14 protein-coding genes, 2 tRNA genes and 1 pseudogene are annotated in these 17,800 nt (G+C 74.4%); 13 read left to right on the forward strand and 4 right to left on the reverse strand.

Features of this window, described 5'->3' with window-relative positions; genetic code table 11:
• The 10 genes and pseudogenes from V6V16_RS23355 to V6V16_RS23400 all read left to right on the forward strand — a co-directional run.
• A pseudogene (locus tag V6V16_RS23355) lies at positions 1–268 on the forward strand (SCO3242 family prenyltransferase); the annotation flags it as partial.
• The gene (locus tag V6V16_RS23360; protein WP_334565288.1) at positions 265–1,224 is read left to right on the forward strand and encodes a sugar phosphate isomerase/epimerase family protein; all 960 of its coding nucleotides are present in this window, start codon (positions 265–267) and stop codon (positions 1,222–1,224) included. The pseudogene V6V16_RS23355 and the gene V6V16_RS23360, both read left to right, overlap by 4 nt.
• Before the next feature lie 35 nt (positions 1,225–1,259).
• Entirely contained in the window at positions 1,260–1,862 is a 603-nt protein-coding gene (locus V6V16_RS23365; protein ID WP_334565289.1) for an EboA domain-containing protein, read from the forward strand.
• On the forward strand, positions 1,862–2,725 hold the full coding sequence (locus V6V16_RS23370; protein ID WP_334565291.1) for a TatD family hydrolase: 864 nt from the start codon (positions 1,862–1,864) through the stop codon (positions 2,723–2,725). The genes V6V16_RS23365 and V6V16_RS23370 overlap by 1 nt, the downstream gene beginning before the upstream one ends.
• A complete protein-coding gene (gene eboE / locus V6V16_RS23375; RefSeq protein ID WP_334565293.1) occupies positions 2,725–3,927 on the forward strand; it encodes a metabolite traffic protein EboE in 1,203 nt (400 codons plus the stop codon). Before V6V16_RS23370 ends, eboE begins: the two co-directional genes overlap by 1 nt.
• 55 nt (positions 3,928–3,982) lie before the next feature.
• Positions 3,983–5,419, forward strand: coding sequence for an alkaline phosphatase family protein (locus tag V6V16_RS23380; RefSeq protein WP_334565294.1), 1,437 nt, complete (start codon positions 3,983–3,985; stop codon positions 5,417–5,419).
• Complete coding sequence (locus V6V16_RS23385) at positions 5,416–6,483, forward strand: polyprenyl synthetase family protein (RefSeq protein ID WP_334565295.1); 1,068 nt, start codon at positions 5,416–5,418, stop codon at positions 6,481–6,483. The genes V6V16_RS23380 and V6V16_RS23385 overlap by 4 nt, the downstream gene beginning before the upstream one ends.
• Positions 6,484–6,783: 300 nt before the next feature.
• Entirely contained in the window at positions 6,784–9,651 is a 2,868-nt protein-coding gene (locus V6V16_RS23390; RefSeq protein WP_334565297.1) for a PQQ-dependent sugar dehydrogenase, read from the forward strand.
• A gap of 77 nt (positions 9,652–9,728) precedes the next feature.
• Positions 9,729–11,834 (forward strand): ThuA domain-containing protein, encoded by a 2,106-nt coding sequence (locus V6V16_RS23395; protein ID WP_334565299.1) that lies wholly within the window; start codon positions 9,729–9,731, stop codon positions 11,832–11,834.
• A gap of 431 nt (positions 11,835–12,265) precedes the next feature.
• On the forward strand, positions 12,266–13,273 hold the full coding sequence (locus V6V16_RS23400) for a sugar phosphate isomerase/epimerase family protein (protein WP_334565301.1): 1,008 nt from the start codon (positions 12,266–12,268) through the stop codon (positions 13,271–13,273).
• 108 nt (positions 13,274–13,381) lie between these two features.
• Here the strand turns inward: V6V16_RS23400 and V6V16_RS23405 are convergent, their stop codons facing one another.
• Entirely contained in the window at positions 13,382–13,792 is a 411-nt protein-coding gene (locus V6V16_RS23405) for a hypothetical protein (protein WP_334565302.1), read from the reverse strand.
• A 273-nt stretch (positions 13,793–14,065) separates the two neighbouring features.
• Between V6V16_RS23405 and V6V16_RS23410 the strand changes: the two genes are divergently transcribed.
• The 3 genes from V6V16_RS23410 to V6V16_RS23420 all read left to right on the forward strand — a co-directional run bounded on the left by V6V16_RS23410 (position 14,066) and on the right by V6V16_RS23420 (position 14,933).
• Positions 14,066–14,138 (forward strand) — tRNA-Asn (locus V6V16_RS23410).
• Positions 14,139–14,465: 327 nt separating this feature from the next.
• Positions 14,466–14,542 (forward strand) — tRNA-Ile (locus tag V6V16_RS23415).
• Between the two features lie 148 nt (positions 14,543–14,690).
• Positions 14,691–14,933 (forward strand): hypothetical protein, encoded by a 243-nt coding sequence (locus tag V6V16_RS23420; RefSeq protein ID WP_334565304.1) that lies wholly within the window; start codon positions 14,691–14,693, stop codon positions 14,931–14,933.
• 217 nt (positions 14,934–15,150) lie between these two features.
• On the opposite strand, the gene V6V16_RS23425 is transcribed toward V6V16_RS23420, so the two are convergent.
• The 3 genes from V6V16_RS23425 to V6V16_RS23435 are packed head-to-tail and all read right to left on the reverse strand — an operon-like array spanning position 15,151 to position 17,746.
• Complete coding sequence (locus tag V6V16_RS23425; RefSeq protein WP_334565305.1) at positions 15,151–16,077, reverse strand: hypothetical protein; 927 nt, start codon at positions 16,075–16,077, stop codon at positions 15,151–15,153.
• On the reverse strand, positions 16,074–17,444 hold the full coding sequence (locus tag V6V16_RS23430) for a hypothetical protein (RefSeq protein ID WP_334565307.1): 1,371 nt from the start codon (positions 17,442–17,444) through the stop codon (positions 16,074–16,076). Before V6V16_RS23430 ends, V6V16_RS23425 begins: the two co-directional genes overlap by 4 nt.
• Positions 17,441–17,746, reverse strand: a complete 306-nt coding sequence (locus V6V16_RS23435) for a DUF6403 family protein (protein ID WP_334565308.1) — start codon at positions 17,744–17,746, stop codon at positions 17,441–17,443. Before V6V16_RS23435 ends, V6V16_RS23430 begins: the two co-directional genes overlap by 4 nt.
• Between the last annotated feature and the right edge of the window lie 54 nt (positions 17,747–17,800).

Consider the following 17,800-nt stretch of genomic DNA (forward strand, 5'->3'; position numbering starts at 1 on the left):
CCGCGTGCCCCGCCGGGTCCCGGCCGCCGCCGCGCTGCCGGCCCTGCTGGCCGGCTGGTACGCGGCCCGCTACGGCGCGGCCCAGGCCCGGGCGGCGGCCGACCCCTCCGCCCGCCGGGTCCGGGCGGCGGTGGGAGCCGGCATCACCGGGCTTCCCGCGTTGCAGGGCGCCCTCGCCGCGCGCGCCGGGGCCGGGCTGCTCGGGCTGGCGGTGGCGGCGGCCGCGCCGCTCGGCGCCCGGCTGGCCCGGAAGGTCTCCCCGACATGAGCACCCCACGGACCCGCCCGGCACCGGCCCGCCGGATCCCGGCGGCCACCCCGGACGGGCCCGCGCCCGCGGCCGCCCCGCCCGGCGCCGCCGACCGGGGTGGCCACGGCCCGCGGTTCGGCTACGGGACCAACGGCTTCGCCAACCACCGGCTGACCGACGCGCTCGCCGTCATCGCCGACCTGGGCTACCAGGGCGTCGCGCTCACCCTGGACCACGACCACCTGGACCCCTTCGCGCCCGCGCTGGCCCGGCGGGTGGCCGCAGTCGCCCGCCGGCTCGCGGCGCTCGGCCTCGCCGTGGTCGTCGAGACCGGCGCCCGCTACCTGCTCGACCCGTGGCACAAGCACGCCCCGACGCTGCTGCACGACGACCCGACGCGGCGGGTCGAGTTCCTGCGGCGGGCCGTACGGATCGGCGCCGACCTCGGCGCGGAGGCCGTCTCCTTCTGGGCCGGCGTACGCCCCGACGCGGTCGGGCCGGCCGTCGCCTGGGACCGGCTGGTCGCCGGCTGCGCGGCGGTGGTGGACGCCGCCGAGGCGGCCGGGACGCCCCTCGGCTTCGAGCCGGAGCCGGGCATGCTGGTCGAGGACATCGCCGGCTGGCGCCGGCTGCGCGGCGCGCTCGGCGAACCGACCCTCTTCGGCATCACGCTCGACATCGGCCACTGCCGCTGCCTGGAGCCGCTGCCGGTCCCCGAGTGCGTGCGCGAGGTGGCCCCGCACCTGGTCAACGTGCAGATCGACGACATGCGCCGGGGCGTGCACGAGCACCTGGAGTTCGGCACGGGCGAGATCGACTTCCCGCCCGTGCTGCGGGCGCTGACCGACGCCGGCTACCGGGGTCTGGTCGCCGTGGAGCTGCCCCGGCACTCGCACGCCGCCCCCGCCGTCGCGGCCCGCTCGCTCGAGTTCCTGCGCGCCGCGACGAGGGAAGCGGCGCCACGGCGGCGGTGACGGGCCACGGCCGGCAGCACGAGAGAGGAGACGGGATGACACCGGATTCACTGCGGGCCGCGCTGCGGGGCGTACCCGACCCCGACTGGCTCGACGCGGCGCTGCGGCGGGTGGCGGCCGAGCCGGCGGCGATCGACCGGTTCTTCCCCGCCGCCGGGCGGCGCTGCGGCCGGACGCCGCTGGCCGAGGCGCCCGGCTGGAGCGCCGACGAGGCCGCCCGGGCGCTGCTGCTCGCCGCGCTGCCGGCCGAGCACGCCACGCACGCGCGGACCCGGTACCAGCAGGGCGACGCCGCCGAGAAGCGGGCCGTGCTCAAGGCCCTGCCGCTGCTGCCGGTCGGCGCGGCGGGGGTGCCGCTGCTGCACGACGCGATCCGCACCAACGACACCCGGCTGCTGGCCGCCGCCCTCGGCCCGTACGCCCGCCACCTCGACCCGGCCGCCTGGCGCCAGGCGGTGCTCAAGTGCGTGTTCACGGGCGTGCCGCTGGCCGTGGTGCACGATCTCGACGCCCGCGCCGACGCCGAACTCGCCGCGATGCTGGCCGCGCTGGGCGCCGAGCGGCGGGCCGCCGGGCGGGCCATGCCGGCGGACGCGACCGACCTGCTCACCCGGCTGCGCGCGACCCAGGAGGCGTGATGCGCATCTTCGACCCGCACATCCACATGACCTCGCGGACCACCGACGACTACGAGCGGATGGCCGCCGCCGGCGTACGCGCGGTGGTGGAGCCGGCGTTCTGGCTCGGCCAGCCCCGCACCAGCCCCGCCTCCTTCGCCGACTACTTCGACTCGCTGGTCGGCTGGGAGCCGTTCCGGGCCGGGCAGTTCGGCGTCCGCCACCACGCCACCGTCGCGCTGAACCCGAAGGAGGCCAACGACCCGCGCTGCCGCCCCGCGCTCGACCTGCTGCCGCGCTACCTCGACAAGGACGCCGTGGTGGCCGTGGGCGAGATCGGCTACGACTCGATGACGCCGGAGGAGGACGAGGCGTTCGCCGCCCAGCTCGCCCTGGCCGTGGCGCACGACCTGCCGGCGCTGGTGCACACCCCGCACCGGGACAAGGCCCGGGGCGTCGAGCGCAGCCTCGCCCTGGTGCGCGAGTCCGGCATCGGGCCGGGGCGGGTGGTGCTCGACCACCTCAACGAGGTGACGGTGGGGCTGGTCCGGGACACCGGCTGCTGGCTGGGCTTCTCCATCTACCCCGACACCAAGATGTCCCCGCCGCGGATGGTGGAGCTGCTGCGGGCGTACGGCACGGAGCGGGTGCTGGTCAACTCGGCGGCGGACTGGGGGCGCTCCGACCCGCTGCTCACCCGGGCCACCGGCGAGGCGATGCTGCTGGCCGGCTTCACCGACGACGACGTCGACCGGGTGCTGTGGCGCAACCCGGTCGAGTTCTACGGCCAGTCCGGGCGGCTCGACCTCGCGGAGCTGGAGGGCGTCGCCGACCCGCCGTCCGACACCTGGGCGGGCAACTCGATCCTGCGCGGCGGCAGCTGATGCGGCTGCGGCATCCCGGCGGCGACACCGTCCACCTCGGCTACTGCACCAACGTGCACCCGGCCGAGGACCTCGCCGGGATCCTCCGTCAGCTGGACACCCACGCCGTGCCCGTACGCGAGGCGGCCGGCGCCGACCTGCTGGGCCTCGGGCTGTGGCTGGCCGCCCCGGTCGCCGCCGAGCTGGCCGCCGACCCGGCCGCGCGCCGCCGGCTGCGGGCCGCGCTGACCGCCCGGGGGCTGGAGGTGGTCACGCTCAACGGCTTCCCGTACGCCGCCTTCCAGGCGCCCGTGGTGAAGGGCGACGTCTACCACCCGGACTGGTCGACGGCCGGTCGGCTCGCGTACACCCTGGACCTGGCCCGGGTGCTGGCCGACCTGCTGCCCGACGACGCGGCCCGGGGCTCGGTCAGCACCCTGCCGCTGGCCTGGCGGCGGCCCTGGGACGCCGCCCGCGCCGACGCCGCCCGCCGCAGGCTCGACGAGCTGTCGGCCGGGCTCGCGGCCGTCGAGCGGGAGACCGGGCGGGCCGTGCGGGTCGGGTTCGAGCCGGAGCCGGGCTGCGTGGTGGAGAGCAGCGCCCAGGCCGTCGCCGCCCTCTCCGGCGTGGACACCGACCGGCTCGGCGTCTGCCTGGACCTCGCCCATCTCGCCTGCGCGTGGGAGGAGCCGGCCGACGCGCTGCGCCGGCTGCGGACGGCCGGCCTGCCGGTGGTGAAGGTGCAGGTCTCGGCCGCCATCGAGGCGCCCGCCGAGGAGACGGCGGCGCTGCGCCGCTGGGTGGAGCCGCGCTTCCTGCACCAGACCCGCGCCGCCGGCTGCGCGGGCGCGGCGGACCCCGCCGACCCGGCCCACGCCGCCGACGACCTGGACGCCGCCCTGGCGGCGCGGCTGCCCGGACCGTGGCGGGTGCACTACCACGTGCCGCTGCACGCCCCGCCCGAGCCGCCGCTGGGCTCCACCCTGCCGGTGCTGCGCGCCGCGCTGGCCGCGCTCTACGCCGGGCCCGAGGCGGGCTGCGACCATCTCGACGTCGAGACGTACACCTGGGGGGTGCTGCCGGCGGGGCGGCGCCCGCGCGACGCCGCGGAGCTGGCCGCCGGGATCGCCGCGGAGCTGGCCTTCGCCCACGCCGAGCTGGTCGCCCTCGGCCTGGCGCCGGCGGGCCGTGCGACGCTGGCGGCGGCGGAGGTACGACGATGAGCGCGCGTCGGCGGGCGGCTCACCGGCACGGCGCCGGGCGGAGCGGGGTGCCGGCATGAGCCGCCGACTCGTGGTACTGGACGTGGTGGGGCTGACCCCGCGCCTGCTGGCGCACATGCCCCGGCTGCGCGCGGTCGCCGAGGCCGGCTTCCGGGCCGAGCTCGGCACGGTGCTGCCCGCGCTGACCTGCCCGGTGCAGTCGACCTTCCTCACCGGGGCGCTCCCGGCCGGGCACGGGATCGTCGGCAACGGGTGGTACTTCCGGGACCTGGGCGAGGTGCTGCTCTGGCGGCAGCACCACGCCCTGGTCGGTGGGGAGAAGCTGTGGCAGGCGGCCCGCCGGGTGCAGCCGGGCTGGACGGTCGCGAACGTCTGCTGGTGGTACGCCATGGGCGCCGACGTGGACTGGACGGTGACCCCGCGTCCCGTCTACCACGCCGACGGGCGCAAGGAGCCGGACTGCTACACCGACCCGCCCGCGCTGCACGACGAGCTCACCGACCGGCTCGGTACCTTCCCGCTGTTCAGCTACTGGGGCCCGGGGGCCGGGCTGGCGTCGTCGGCGTGGATCTGCCGCGCCGCCGAGCGGATCCTCGCCGACCACGCGCCGGACCTGACCCTGGTGTACGTCCCGCACCTCGACTACGACCTGCAACGCTTCGGCCCCTCGTCGCCCCGGGCCGGCGCGGCGGCGGCCGAGCTGGACGCCGTGCTGGGGCCGCTGCTGGACGCCGCGCGGGACCGGGACGCGACCGTGGTGGTGCTCTCCGAGTACGGCATCACCGACGTCTCCCGCCCCGTCGACGTCAACCGGTTGCTGCGCGCCGAGGGGCTGCTTCGGGTGTACACCCAGGCCGGCATGGAGTACCTGGACCCGTGGACCTCGCGGGCCTTCGCGGTGGCCGACCACCAGGTGGCGCACGTCTACGTCCGCGATCCGGCCGACGTGCCGGCGGTGGCGGCACTCTGTGCCGGGCTGCCCGGGGTGGCCGAGGTGCTCGACGCCGACGGCCGGGCCGCGCACGGGCTGGACCACCCGCGCGCGGGCGAGCTGCTCCTCGTCGCCGAGCCGGACGCCTGGTTCACCTACTACTACTGGCTCGACGACGCCCGCGCGCCGGACTTCGCCCGGCTGGTGGAGATCCACCGCAAGCCCGGCTACGACCCGGCGGAGCTCCTCTTCGACCCGGCGGCGCCGGGCGCGGCGAAGGGACGGGCCGCGGTGGCGCTGGCCCGCAAGAAGCTCGGGATGCGCTACCTGATGAACGTGGTGGGGCTGGACGCCGGCGCGCGGGCGGTGCGCGGCTCGCACGGCCGGCTCCCCGCCGACCCGGCCGACGGGCCGGTGCTGCTCTGCTCCGACCCGTCCGCCGCCCGGGACCGGGTGGCGGCCACCGAGGTCAAAGGCCTGCTGCTGGAGCTCGCGGGGCTCGCCGACGCGGCCGGCCCGCCCGCCGACGCGCCGGCCGCCCGGCCGGGGGAGGGGGCATGACCCGTGCCGCCGCGCCGATCGACGCCAGCCGGCTGCGGGCCCGCTTCGACGCCGAGCTGGCCGCGTTCCTCGACCGGCAGGGCCGGGACTGGCCCGACGGGGCGCCCCGCGGCGTCTTCACCGCGCTGCACCGGTTCGTGCTGGCCGGCGGGAAGCGGCTGCGCCCGCTCTTCTGCTACTGGGGGTGGCGGGGCGCCGGCGGCGCCGACGGCGACCCGATCGTGGTGGCCGCCGCCGCGCTGGAGCTGTTCCACGCGTTCGCGCTGATCCACGACGACATCCTGGACGGCAGCGACCGCCGCCGGGGCGAGCCGTCGGCGCACCGGCTCTTCGCCGACCTGCACGCCCGCTCGTCCTGGCGCGGCGACCCGGAGGCGTACGGGCGGAACACCGCGCTGCTCTGCGGCGACCTCTGCGCCGCCTGGTCGGACCAGATGTTCCACGAGTGCGGCCTGGGCGCGCAGCGGGTGCACCGGGGGTACGCGGTCTACGCGCTGATGCGCACCGAGGTGATCGCGGGGGAGTACCTGGACCTCGTCTCCGGCGTGGGGGACGGCTCGGTGGCCAGCGCGCTGACCGTGGTGCGGATGAAGGCGGCCCGCTACACGGTCACCCGCCCGTTGCAGATCGGGGCCACGCTGGCCGGGGCCGGGCCGGAGCTGGTCGCCGCGCTGACGGAGTTCGGCGACCCGCTGGGCGACGCGTTCCAGCTGCGCGACGACGTGCTGGGCGTCTTCGGCGACCCGGCGGTCACCGGCAAGTCGGTCCTGGACGACCTGCGCGAGGGCAAGCCGACGGTGATGATGGCGCTGGCCCGGGGGGCCGCCGACCGGGCACAGGCCGCGCGCCTGCGGGAGCTGTTCGGCGACCCGGCGCTGGACGACGACGGCGCCGCCGAGCTGCGGAAGATCATCGAGGGCACCGGCGCCCGCGAGCGGATCGAGGGGATGATCCGGGTACGCGCCGAGGCCGCCCTTGCGGCCCTGGAGTCCGTCCCGGTGACCGCCGAGGCGCGCGCCGTCCTGGCCGACCTCGCCGCCCAGGCCGTCGACCGCACCCGCTGAGCCGCCCGCCGCCGACTTTCGGCGAGATCGACGAAAGTTCACTCTGATTCGTCGGAAGGTATGGACACATCGATGTGGGCCATTTAATGTCGGGCCATCACGAACATGTTTCGTCGAGGTGAACCGGCGGCGCGGGAACCCATCGACTGGTGACCTCCGAGCGGTGGACCCCCATCCCTCGCAGGTCGCGGCCAGCCGGGCAGCCCGCCCGGCGGGCCGAGGCGCATTCCCGCTACGGCATCCGGCGCGACGGCGCGCGCCCGCCCTGGCTGTCACTCGTCAGGAAGGGACGGCATAACGATGTCCATCATGGACGCCCCCATCCAGCGGACCCGGCGACGGATCTCGGCCGCGGCGGCGCTGCTGCTGGCCGCCACCGCCGGCACGGTCGCCCTCGGCGCCGGTCCGGCCGGGCTGGGCGGCCCCACCGCGGCCCAGGCCCACCCCATCGTCGGCACCGACTTCCAGCAGGTCACCCTCGCCAAGGGCGTCGCCGAGGTCGGCGAGCCCATGACGATCGCGGTGCTGCCGGACCGGTCGGTCCTGCACACCGCCCGCAACGGCACCGTTCGGCGTACGGACTCCGCCGGTACCACCTCCGTGATCGGCACGGTGCCGGTCTACACGCACGACGAGGAGGGGTTGCAGGGCATCGGGGCCGACCCGAACTTCACCACCAACCGGCACATCTACCTCTACTACGCGCCGCCGCTGGCCACCCCCGGCGGGGACGCGCCGGCGACGGGTACCGACTTCTCGGCCTGGCAGGGCGTCAACCGGCTCTCCCGGTTCACCCTCAACGCCGACTTCACCATGAACACCGGCAGCCGGGTCGACATCCTCGACGTCCCCGCCGACCGGGGCATGTGCTGCCACGTCGGCGGCGACATCGACTTCGACGCCGCCGGCAACCTCTACCTCTCCACCGGCGACGACACCAACCCGTTCGACTCGGCCGGGTACGCGCCCATCGACGAGCGCACCAACCGCAATCCCGCGTACGACGCGCAGCGCAGCTCGGCCAACACCAACGACCTGCGCGGGAAGATCCTGCGGATCAAGGTGAACGCCAACGGCACGTACTCGATCCCGGCGGGCAACATGTTCGTCGACTCGGACGCGAGGACCCGCCCCGAGATCTACGCGATGGGCTTCCGCAACCCGTTCCGGATGAGCGTCGACCGGGCCACCGGCATCGTCTACGTCGGCGACTACGGCCCGGACGCCGGCACCACCGGCGCCCGGGGCCCCAGCGGCCAGGTCGAGTTCAACCGGATCACCGGGCCCGGCAACTACGGCTGGCCGTACTGCACCGGCACCAACACCGCCACCGAGACGTACGCCGAGTGGGACTTCGCCGCCGGGACCGCCGGGGCCAAGTTCAACTGCGCCGGCGGGCCCACCAACAACTCGTTCCGCAACACCGGCCTGCCCACCCTGCCGGGGGCGAAGCCGGCCTGGATCCGGTACGCCGGCGACGCCGGCACCCCGCCGGAGTTCGGCGGCGGCTCCGAGTCGCCGATGGGCGGCCCCGTCTACCGGTACGACGCCGCGCTGAACTCCGCCACCAAGTTCCCGCAGTCCTTCGACGGGCAGTTCTTCGCCGGCGAACTCGGCCGGGGCTGGGTCAAGCCGATCCACCTCAACGCCGACGGCAGCCCGGGTGGCATCGACACGTTCCCGTGGAACGGCAAGCAGATCATGGACATGGCGTTCGGGCCCGAGGGCGCGCTCTACATCCTCGACTACGGCACCGGCTACTTCAACGGCGACGCCAACTCGGCGCTCTACCGCTACGACTACATCGCCGGCGGCAACCGGGCGCCGACCGCCGTCGCCGCGGCCGACAAGACCTCCGGCGCGGCCCCGCTGACCGTGAACTTCTCCTCGGCCGGATCCAGCGACCCCGACGGCGGGGCGCTCACCTACTCCTGGGCCTTCGGCGACGGCACCACCTCGACAGCGGCCAACCCCAGCAAGACGTACACCGCCAACGGCACCTACCAGGTCACGCTGACCGTCCGCGACCCGCAGGGCGCCACCGGCACGGCGAACGTGCAGATCGGGGTCGGCAACACCGCGCCCACGGTCACCATCAACAGCCCGGCCAACGGCAAGCTGTTCAGCTACGGCGACACCGTGCCGTTCAGCATCACCGTGACCGACCCCGAGGACGCCGCCATCGACTGCACCAAGGTCAAGATGACGTACGTGCTGGGCCACGACAACCACGGCCACCAGATCACCTCGAAGAACGGCTGCTCGGGCTCGATCACCATCCCGGTCGACGGTGAACACGACGACGCGGCGAACATCTTCGCCATCTTCGACGCCGAGTACACCGACGCCGGCGGGCTGACCACGCACAAGCAGCACACCCTCCAGCCGCGCAAGCGCCAGGCGGAGCACTTCAAGACCTCCTCCGGCGTCGGGACCTTCGACAAGGCCACCGCCGAGGGCGGCAAGACCGTCGGCGACATCAACAACGGCGACTGGATCGCGTTCGAGCCGTACCGGATCGACAACGTCACCTCGTTCAGCGCCCGGGTCTCCTCCGCCGGCGCCGGCGGCACCCTCCAGGTGCGCCTCGGCTCGCCCACCGGCACCGTGCTCGGCTCCGCGACCGTTCCCGTCACCGGCGCCTGGGACACGTTCACCACGGTCAGCGGCAGCGTCTCCGGGGCGCCGGCCAGCACCGGCACGCTCTACCTCACCTTCGCCGGAACGGGCACCGGCGCGCTCTACGACGTGGACACGTTCGCCTTCACCACCGGCGCGGCGGGGGTCCGCACCGGGCCGGTCGTCGGCCTCGGCGGCAAGTGCCTGGACGTGCGCAACGCGGCCACGGACGACGGCACCCAGATCCAGATCCACGGCTGCAACGGCTCCGCGGCGCAGGCGTGGACGGTGACGCCGAACTCGACCGTGAAGGCGCTGGGCAAGTGCCTGGACATCTCCGGCGGCGCGTCCGCCGACGGCACGAAGATCCAGCTGTACGGGTGCAACGGCACCGGTGCGCAGAACTGGTCGGCCCAGGCGGACGGCACCCTGAAGAACCCGCAGACGGGCAAGTGCCTGGACGTCTCGGGCAACAACCCGGCGGACGGCCAGGCCGTGCACCTGTGGACCTGCCACACCGGCGCCAACCAGAAGTGGACCCTGCCCTGACCTGGGGCGGGGAGGGGCCGCCGCGCCCCTCCCCGCCCCGGCAGGGCCCCTCGACAGCCCCGGCATTGGAGAGCGACATGCGCAGACTCCTCCGACCCCTCCTCGGCGCGGCCACCGCCGTCCTCGCCGTCCTCGCCTGCACCACCCCGGCCAACCCGGCCAGCGCCGCCGACGCCCCGTACGACGTGCTGGTCTTCTCCAAGACCGCCGGCTTCCGGCACGACTCCATCGCGGTCGGCACCCAGGCCATCCGCGACCTCGGCGCGGCCAACAACTTCACCGTCACCGCCACGGAGGACGCCGGCCAGTTCACCACCGCCAACCTGTCCCGGTTCGAGGCGGTGGTCTTCCTCAACACCACCGGCGACGTGCTCGACGCCGCCCAGCAGGGCGCCTTCGAGTCGTACATCGGCTCCGGCGGCGGGTACGTCGGGGTGCACGCCGCCGCCGACACCGAGTACGGCTGGTCCTTCTACGGCAACCTGGTCGGGGCGTACTTCGCCTCGCACCCGCACATCCAGCAGGCGGGCGTCAAGGCGGAGAACCGGGCGCACCCGGCCACCGCGCACCTGCCGCAGACCTGGACCCGCACCGACGAGTGGTACAACTACCAGACCAACGCGCGCTCCACCGCCCGGGTGCTGGCCACCCTCGACGAGTCGTCCTACACCGGCGGCTCGATGGGCGCCGACCACCCGCACTCCTGGTGCAAGACCTACAGCGGCGGCCGGGCCTTCTACACCGGCGGCGGGCACACCCAGGCGTCGTACGCCGAGCCGGCGTTCCGGGCCCACCTGCTCGGCGGCATCCGGTACGCGGCCGGCCGGGCCAAGGCGGACTGCCGGCCCGAGACCGGATACACCGCGCTCTACAACGGCTCGACCACCGGCTGGTCGCAGGCCGGGCCGGGCAGCTTCAGCAACGCCGACGCCACCCTCACCTCGGTCGGCGGGATGGGCCTCCACTGGTACAGCGCGAAGCAGTTCACCAACTACTCGCTCAAGCTGGACTGGCGGCTCGCCGGCGACGACAACTCCGGCGTCTTCATCGGCTTCCCGCCGTCGAGCGACCCCTGGTCGGCCGTGAACAACGGTTACGAGGTGCAGATCGACGCCACCGACGCGGCCGACCGGACCACCGGCGCCGTCTACACCTTCAAGTCCGCCGACATCGCCGCCCGCGACGCGGCGCTGAACCCGCCGGGGGAGTGGAACACCTACGAGCTGCTCGTCGAGGGCGAACGGCTCCAGGTCTTCCTGAACGGGGTGAAGATCAACGACTTCACCAACACCGACCCGGTCCGCTCGCTCGCCGGCCACATCGGGCTCCAGAACCACGGCACCGGCGACGACGCGTCGTTCCGCAACATCCGGATCAAGGAACTCGGCGTGAACCCGCCGGTCGGGAACACCGTCCAGGCCGAGGCGTTCAGCTCGTCCTCCGGGGTCTCCCCGTTCACCAAGGCCGGTGCCAACGGCGGCCAGACCCTCGGCCACATCGACCCGGGAGACTGGGCGGCGTACGCCGGGGTGGACCTGACCGGCGCGACGTCGCTGCGGGCGCGGGTCGTCTCGGGCGGGCCGGGCGGCACCATCCAGGTGCGCACCGGTTCCCCGACCGGCACCGTGCTCGGCTCGGTCGCGGTGCCGAACACGGGCAGCTGGACCACCTTCGCCGACGTCACGGGCGCCCTGTCCGGGGTGCCGTCCGGCACCACCACGCTCTACCTGACCTTCACGGGATCGGGCTCCGGGCTCTTCGACGTGGACGACTTCACCCTGGTGAAGGGGGGCGGCGGTACCGGAGCCGGCCCGATCCGCGGCCTCGGCGGCAAGTGCCTGGACGTGCGTAACAGCGGCACCGCCGACGGCACCCAGATCCAGATCCAGGGCTGCAACGGCTCGGCCGCGCAGAACTGGACGGTGACGCCGAACTCGACGATCCGGGCGCTGGGCAAGTGCCTGGACGTCTCCGGCGGCGGTTCGGCCGACGGCACGAAGATCCAGCTGTGGACCTGCAACGGCACCGGCGCGCAGAACTGGTCCGCCCAGGCCGACGGCACCGTACGCAACCCGCAGTCGGGCAAGTGCCTGGACGTCTCCGGCAACAACCCGGCCGACGGCCAGGCCGTGCACCTCTGGACCTGTACGGCAGCCGCCAACCAGAAGTGGACCCTCCCCTGACCCACCCCTGACCCCCGCCCCCCCGCCCCCGCCCCCCCCGCCCCCGCTCTCCCCGCCCCCCGCTCTCCCCGCCGATCTTGCACTTGCTGCCCCGGCAAACGGGGCAGAGTCCCCGATCGAGGGGCCGGAAATGCAAGATCGCGGGGCGGGGCGGCGGGCGGCGGGGGCGGGGGCGGGAGCGGGAGCGGGGAGCGGGGTGGGGGGTGGGAGGTTTGCGGGTGGGGGTTTCGTGGGGCGGGTGGCGGTCCTAGAGTGGGGGCGGCGACCGTGGCGGTTGCCGGTGACCCGGCGGGAGGCGCAACCCGGCGGGCCCAGGTGCCCACGCGCACCCACCGGTGGCCCGCCGTGACTCGCCGCGCACCGGCCCGGCCGGTCGTCCTCGCCCCGGTCACGCACCCACGGAATCCCCATCAGCACAGGGGAGAAGCACCATGGCGCGACCCATCACGCTCTTCACCGGCCAGTGGGCCGATCTGCCGTTCGACGAGGTCTGCCGGCTCGCCTCCGAGTGGGGCTACGACGGGCTGGAGATCGCCTGCTGGGGCGATCACTTCGAGGTCGACAGGGCGCTCGCGGACGACTCGTACGTCGAGCGGAAGCGGGAGACCCTGGCGAAGCACAACCTGCGGGTCTTCGCGATCTCCAACCACCTGGTCGGCCAGGCCGTCTGCGACCACCCGATCGACGAGCGGCACCAGGGCATCCTGCCGGCCCGGATCTGGGGCGACGGCGAGCCCGAGGGGGTACGCCGGCGGGCCGCCGAGGAGATGAAGGACACCGCCCGGGCGGCGGCGAAGCTCGGGGTACGGACCGTCGTCGGGTTCACCGGATCATCGATCTGGCACACGCTGGCGATGTTCCCGCCGGTGCCGCCGTCGATGATCGAGCGGGGCTACCAGGACTTCGCCGACCGGTGGAACCCGATCCTCGACGTCTTCGACTCCGTGGGGGTGCGGTTCGCCCACGAGGTGCACCCGAGCGAGATCGCGTACGACTACTGGACGACGAAGCGGGCGCTGGAGGCCGTCGGAAACCGTCCCGCCTTCGGGCTCAACTGGGATCCCTCGCACTTCGTCTGGCAGGAGCTGGACCCGGTGAACTTCATCTTCGACTTCGCCGACCGGATCTACCACGTCGACTGCAAGGACGCGAAGGTACGCACCGGCGACGGGCGGCGTGGCCGGCTCGCCTCGCACCTGCCCTGGGCGGACATGCGGCGCGGCTGGGACTTCGTCTCCACCGGCCACGGCGACGTGCCCTGGGAGGACTGCTTCCGCGCGTTGAACGCGATCGGCTACGCCGGCCCGATCTCGATCGAGTGGGAGGACGCCGGGATGGATCGCCTCGTCGGTGCGCCCGAGGCGTTGCAGTTCGTACGCCGGCTCGCCTTCGACGCCCCGGCGGCGGCCTTCGACGCCGCGTTCAGCAGCAAGGACTGACCGGGGCCGTAAGCCGGTCACCGTGCCGAATGCGGATTCCTGGCCGGGATCCGACACACACGGGCGGGCTGGTCGCCGTACGGCGACCAGCCCGCCCGAAGGGTGTGATCAGAGGGTGCTGCCGTTGGTGCCCGAGCCGGACGGCTTGCTGCGCGGCGTGCCGGTGGCCGACGACCCGGGGGTCGAGGCCGTGCCCGACGACCCGGTGGCGTTCTTGGCGCCCACCGTGGCCGGCGTGGCCGGCGTGCCGGCGAAAGCGTCGTCGGCGGCGGTCAGCTCCTGCTTCTGCCCGTTGGTGTTCAGCTTCTCGCCCAGCTTCGACTGGCCGAGCTTGTCCTTGCCCTCGCTGTAGAGACGGGTCGCCTGGGCCTGCGCGACACCGGCCGCCTCCTGGACGGTCGGGTGGTCGAGCACCTTGCGGCCCCGGATCACCAGCTCCTCGTACTTCTCCCGACCGGCACGGGCGCCCAGGACGAATCCCGCAGCCAGCCCGCCAAGGAACATCATCTTTCCGCGCATGGCGGCTCCTTCCGTACCTGACGCGCCGTCGTCCGGCGGCATACCCCGCCGGAGGCGACCAAATCGCGCCTGCGTTCTCTGTCCGCAGCTAACTACCCATCCTGCTCTCCGGTCATGCCTCCTTGTGCCGTGATGACGATTTATCCGGGTTTAGTGTCGTCTGGAGAGGGCGCGGATCTCAGCGGTAACCCCCTGGACCAACACCCCCCGGAATCCTGTACGCTTGTCCCCGTCGCACGGCGCGGAAAGATCGGCGCCGGGACGACACAACGGTCCCCCGTAGCTCAATTGGCAGAGCAGCCGGCTGTTAACCGGCAGGTTTTTGGTTCGAGTCCAAACGGGGGAGCTTCCACACCTCACGCCCGCCGGCCCCGCCGGCGGGCGTTCGCCGTTTCCGCCGGCCGATCCGTGCCTGCCACCCCTTCCGGGGTGCGCGCGAACCGGGGGCCGGTCCGCCGCCTCGTCGCGCGCCGCCTCGCCGCGGCGTGCCGCGTACCTGGCGCGCCCGACACCGGGCCGCGCCCGGAGAGTTCCGGACGCCACGCGACGCTCGCACGCTGTTATCCTCGCGTTGCCCATCGTGCTGCCGTCGGCGGCGGTGTCGACGGGCGACGGTGTCGTTTCGCGCTCGCCTGTGCCTGATCGGTCGCGATAAGATCCGGCGCGCGGTGTTGGGGCGGTAGCTCAGCCGGTTAGAGCAGGGGACTCATAATCCCTCGGTCGCGGGTTCGAGCCCCGCCCGCCCCACCAGGCCAGATCCGGGTGCAGCGGCCCGTGCGGTGACGTGGCTCGACGCAGCCGGAGACCCGATCCGGACAATCGTCGAGAGTGGACGCTCCTGGCCGCGCGACCGACTGGTCGCCCTCCCCGATTGGCCGGTGTCCGTACGCTGCCTGGTGTGGCGGAGGACGAGGTGGTCTTGCGGCTCACGCGCGACGAGGCGCTGGTGCTGTTCGAGTGGCTGTACCGCACCGACGCCGCGACCGACGACTTCGCCGACCTGGTCGAGGACCAGGCGGAGCAACGGGTCCTGTGGAATCTGACCTGCCTGCTGGAGCGGGAGCTGGTCGAGCCGTTCTCGCCGCGGTACACCGAGCTCGTCGAGCGGGCACGGGCGCGGCTGCGCGACGAGGTCTCCTGACCGCGGGCCGGCGACCCGCTCGTCCCGTCGGGCGCGGGGCACCGCCACGGCCACCCCCCGGTCGGCGTGGCCGTCGCCCGCCGAGCGTCAGCGCGTACCGGGCCGGCCAAGCTTCCCGCGGGTCGCCGGCGTCACCCCGGCCGCGCACCGCCGCCGGTTCCGCGGCCGGTAGGTGCAGGGTTCAGCGGTACGGCCGGAACGGCCGTGCGGACCGGCGTCAGCCGGCCATCGCCGCGGCGCGGCGGCTCAACTCCTCGACGCGGTCGACGAGCCCGTCCACGGCGGCCCCGTCGTCGGTGTCCAGCGTCGCGATGCGGTCGAGCAGGGCGGCGTAGTCGGACGCCAGCGCCAGGTACCTGCGACCGAACGCCTCCTCGGCGCCGCCGACGTGGGCGTGGCGCTCCGCCCTGGCGTACCGCTGGTCCAGGTCGATGATCTGCTGGGCCAGCACGGCGGCGGCGGCGCTGAGCGCGCTGCGGGCGTCGGCGTTCCCGTCGCGGCGGCGGCGACGGGCGTCCGCGAGCCGGCCCGCGCGGCGGCCACCGACGTAGAGCGCCGCCGCCCCGGCGACGACGGCGACGATCGCCGCGGCCGCGAGCAGGAAGCGGGGCAGCGACGGGCTGATCGTCCGCGCGCCGTCGGGAACGGTGCCGGCCTTCACCAGCAGGTCGTAGTTGACGGTGACGACCTTCAGCGCCTCCAGGGGGCGGTCGGCGAAGGTGTCGACGCCCCGGCCGACGGTCATCTCCGCCACGGCCGCCCGACCGAAGTTCTCGTCGTCACGCCCGGGTAGCAGCGCGCACCCGTAGGTGTCGTACTCGTCGCCGTCGCGGCTCATCACCAGCACGACGGTCCCGTCGGCGGCGCGCTCGACCTGGCGGCAGCCCTGCCTGAGGTCGGCGCCCGGCTCCAGCATCAGCACCACCAGCCGGCGGTTGCCGATGATCCGTTCGGCCGCCGCGCGGTCCAGCTCGACGCCCGGCGCGACGTACACGGACGAGGCGCGCACCTGCCGGGCGACCGGACCGTCCAGCGCCCCGCCGGTCCACAACGCCCAGCCGGCCAGCACCAGGCAGGCCAGGACGGCGATGCCGAACGGCGTGCCGAACAGGTCACCGAGCCGACGTCGTACGGACGGGTTCACGACAGCCTGCCCCGGAGGTAGAGGTCCGGGCGGTAGCTGGCGATCCCCAGCGTCCGGGCGGCGTCGTCCAGCTCCTCGGCCGCCTCGTTGAACAACGTACGCGCGTGGTGGTCCGGCAGCTCCTCGTCCAGCGCGGCGCGGGCGGCCTGGAGCTTGACGATGCCCCGGGTCAGCGCCGGGTCGCTGCGGGCGTCGGTGAGCAGGGACATCTCCACGGCGAGCGCGGTGAGACCGGCCAACCGGGCGGGCGTGCCACCCCGCCCGGGGTCGCCCCGCCGGATTCCCAGGCCGTCCGGCCGGCGCAGCGACCGGACCGAGAGGATCAGGAACGTCGCCACGCAGCCCGCGAAGAGCCACGGCAGGGCGGGCAGCGCCACCCGCAGCGGGTCGATCGGCCGGTACGGCAGCGGACGGTCGAACAGCCCCGAGTAGCGCAGGTCGGTGACCCGGTTCAGGTATGCCGTCAGCACGTTGCCCTGGGGGTAGTCGTAGCGGCTCAGCCGGTCGCCGAACTGGCCGTAGAAACTCGCCCCGGCCAGCTCCGCGAAGTCGTCGGCCGCCGGCCCGTGGTACTCGATCCAGAGGCCGTACATCACGACGATCGGCGTGCCCGGGAACAGCTCGGCCAGCGCCGGCCCGTACCGGGGCACCGGCTCGCCGAACGGCTGCGCGGGCAGCGCCACATACCGGGCGCCGTCGCCGAAGGCGTTGCGCGCGGCGTCACCGGGGACGCCGGTCAGCGTGGCGCCGGCGCCGAGGTGCAGGCCGGTGGCCCGCAGGTCGGCGGCAACGGCGGTTAGCTCCCGCTCGGTCGGGTCACGCCACCGCAGCTCGTCGTGCTCGGGCGGGTCGGGCGCGTCCCGCAGCGCGGCGATCAGCCCCACCAGCAGGCCTGTCACGTCGGCGGTGGCGAACTGGGCGCGCCAGCCGGGCAGGGTGTCGGGCACGGCCTGGTAGATGCCGCCGCTGACCTCGGTGCCGATCACCCGGACGGTCGCGTTCTTCACGTCCCGCACCCGTTTGCGTTCGTCCTCGTCGAGCCCGGGCGGCGCGACCAGGATGCGGACGGGTTGGTCGCCGGCGGCCTCGCGGACGCGCTGCTCGTTCCAGCGCGCGGTCGAGCCGGGCAGCCGCACCACGGGCTCGGCGGCCACCAGCGCGGTCATCTCGGCCACCGAGGGCACGCCCGCGTCGCTCAGCTCACCCGCCGAGCCCTCGTCGATCTTCGCCGTGGCGGCCGGCGACCGGCCGTAGCTGACGTCGACGCTCTGCCGCTGGGCGAGCAGGAAGACCACCAGGACGACGACGGCGATGCCGAGGAGCGCCCAGCGCAGCAGCTCGCGGCCATGGTGTCGACGGGGGGTCACTGGTGCGTCCGCCACAACCGGTCGGCCTCCCTCGCGTGTTCCGCCGCCGCCCGGGCGGCGGACGCCCCGCCGCGCCCGGCGGCGATCGCCTCGGCGTGGGCCAGCAACCGCTCGGCCTCCGGCACCCGGGTCGTCACCGCGTCCCGGCTGACGGCCGCGCTGTCGATGGCCGCGCGGGCGGTGGACCAGGCGGTCCGCTGCTCCCGCCCCCGCGCCCGCCACCGGGGCAGCAGGGTCGTCGCGAAGCCCGCGCCCACCAGCAGGACGCCGCCGACCAACCAGACGAGGAGGGTGTGGGACATGCGCTCCAACCATCGAACGAGGGGTACGGGGGTGCGCTCGGGAGCTGTCGGGGC

It is taken from the genome of Micromonospora sp. CPCC 205561 (assembly GCF_036906775.1).
GTDB lineage: Bacteria > Actinomycetota > Actinomycetes > Mycobacteriales > Micromonosporaceae > Micromonospora.

Excerpts from the sequence above, each read along its gene's own strand:
- V6V16_RS23360 (WP_334565288.1), top strand. The coding sequence starts at position 265 with ATGAGCACCCCACGGACCCGCCCGGCACCGGCCCGCCGGATCCCGGCG.
- V6V16_RS23435 (WP_334565308.1), bottom strand. The coding sequence starts at position 17,746 with ATGTCCCACACCCTCCTCGTCTGGTTGGTCGGCGGCGTCCTGCTGGTG.
- V6V16_RS23385 (WP_334565295.1), top strand. The coding sequence starts at position 5,416 with ATGACCCGTGCCGCCGCGCCGATCGACGCCAGCCGGCTGCGGGCCCGC.
- V6V16_RS23405 (WP_334565302.1), bottom strand. The coding sequence starts at position 13,792 with ATGCGCGGAAAGATGATGTTCCTTGGCGGGCTGGCTGCGGGATTCGTC.
- V6V16_RS23390 (WP_334565297.1), top strand. The coding sequence starts at position 6,784 with ATGTCCATCATGGACGCCCCCATCCAGCGGACCCGGCGACGGATCTCG.
- eboE (WP_334565293.1), top strand. The coding sequence starts at position 2,725 with ATGCGGCTGCGGCATCCCGGCGGCGACACCGTCCACCTCGGCTACTGC.
- V6V16_RS23370 (WP_334565291.1), top strand. The coding sequence starts at position 1,862 with ATGCGCATCTTCGACCCGCACATCCACATGACCTCGCGGACCACCGAC.
- V6V16_RS23395 (WP_334565299.1), top strand. The coding sequence starts at position 9,729 with ATGCGCAGACTCCTCCGACCCCTCCTCGGCGCGGCCACCGCCGTCCTC.
- V6V16_RS23365 (WP_334565289.1), top strand. The coding sequence starts at position 1,260 with ATGACACCGGATTCACTGCGGGCCGCGCTGCGGGGCGTACCCGACCCC.
- V6V16_RS23400 (WP_334565301.1), top strand. The coding sequence starts at position 12,266 with ATGGCGCGACCCATCACGCTCTTCACCGGCCAGTGGGCCGATCTGCCG.
- V6V16_RS23380 (WP_334565294.1), top strand. The coding sequence starts at position 3,983 with ATGAGCCGCCGACTCGTGGTACTGGACGTGGTGGGGCTGACCCCGCGC.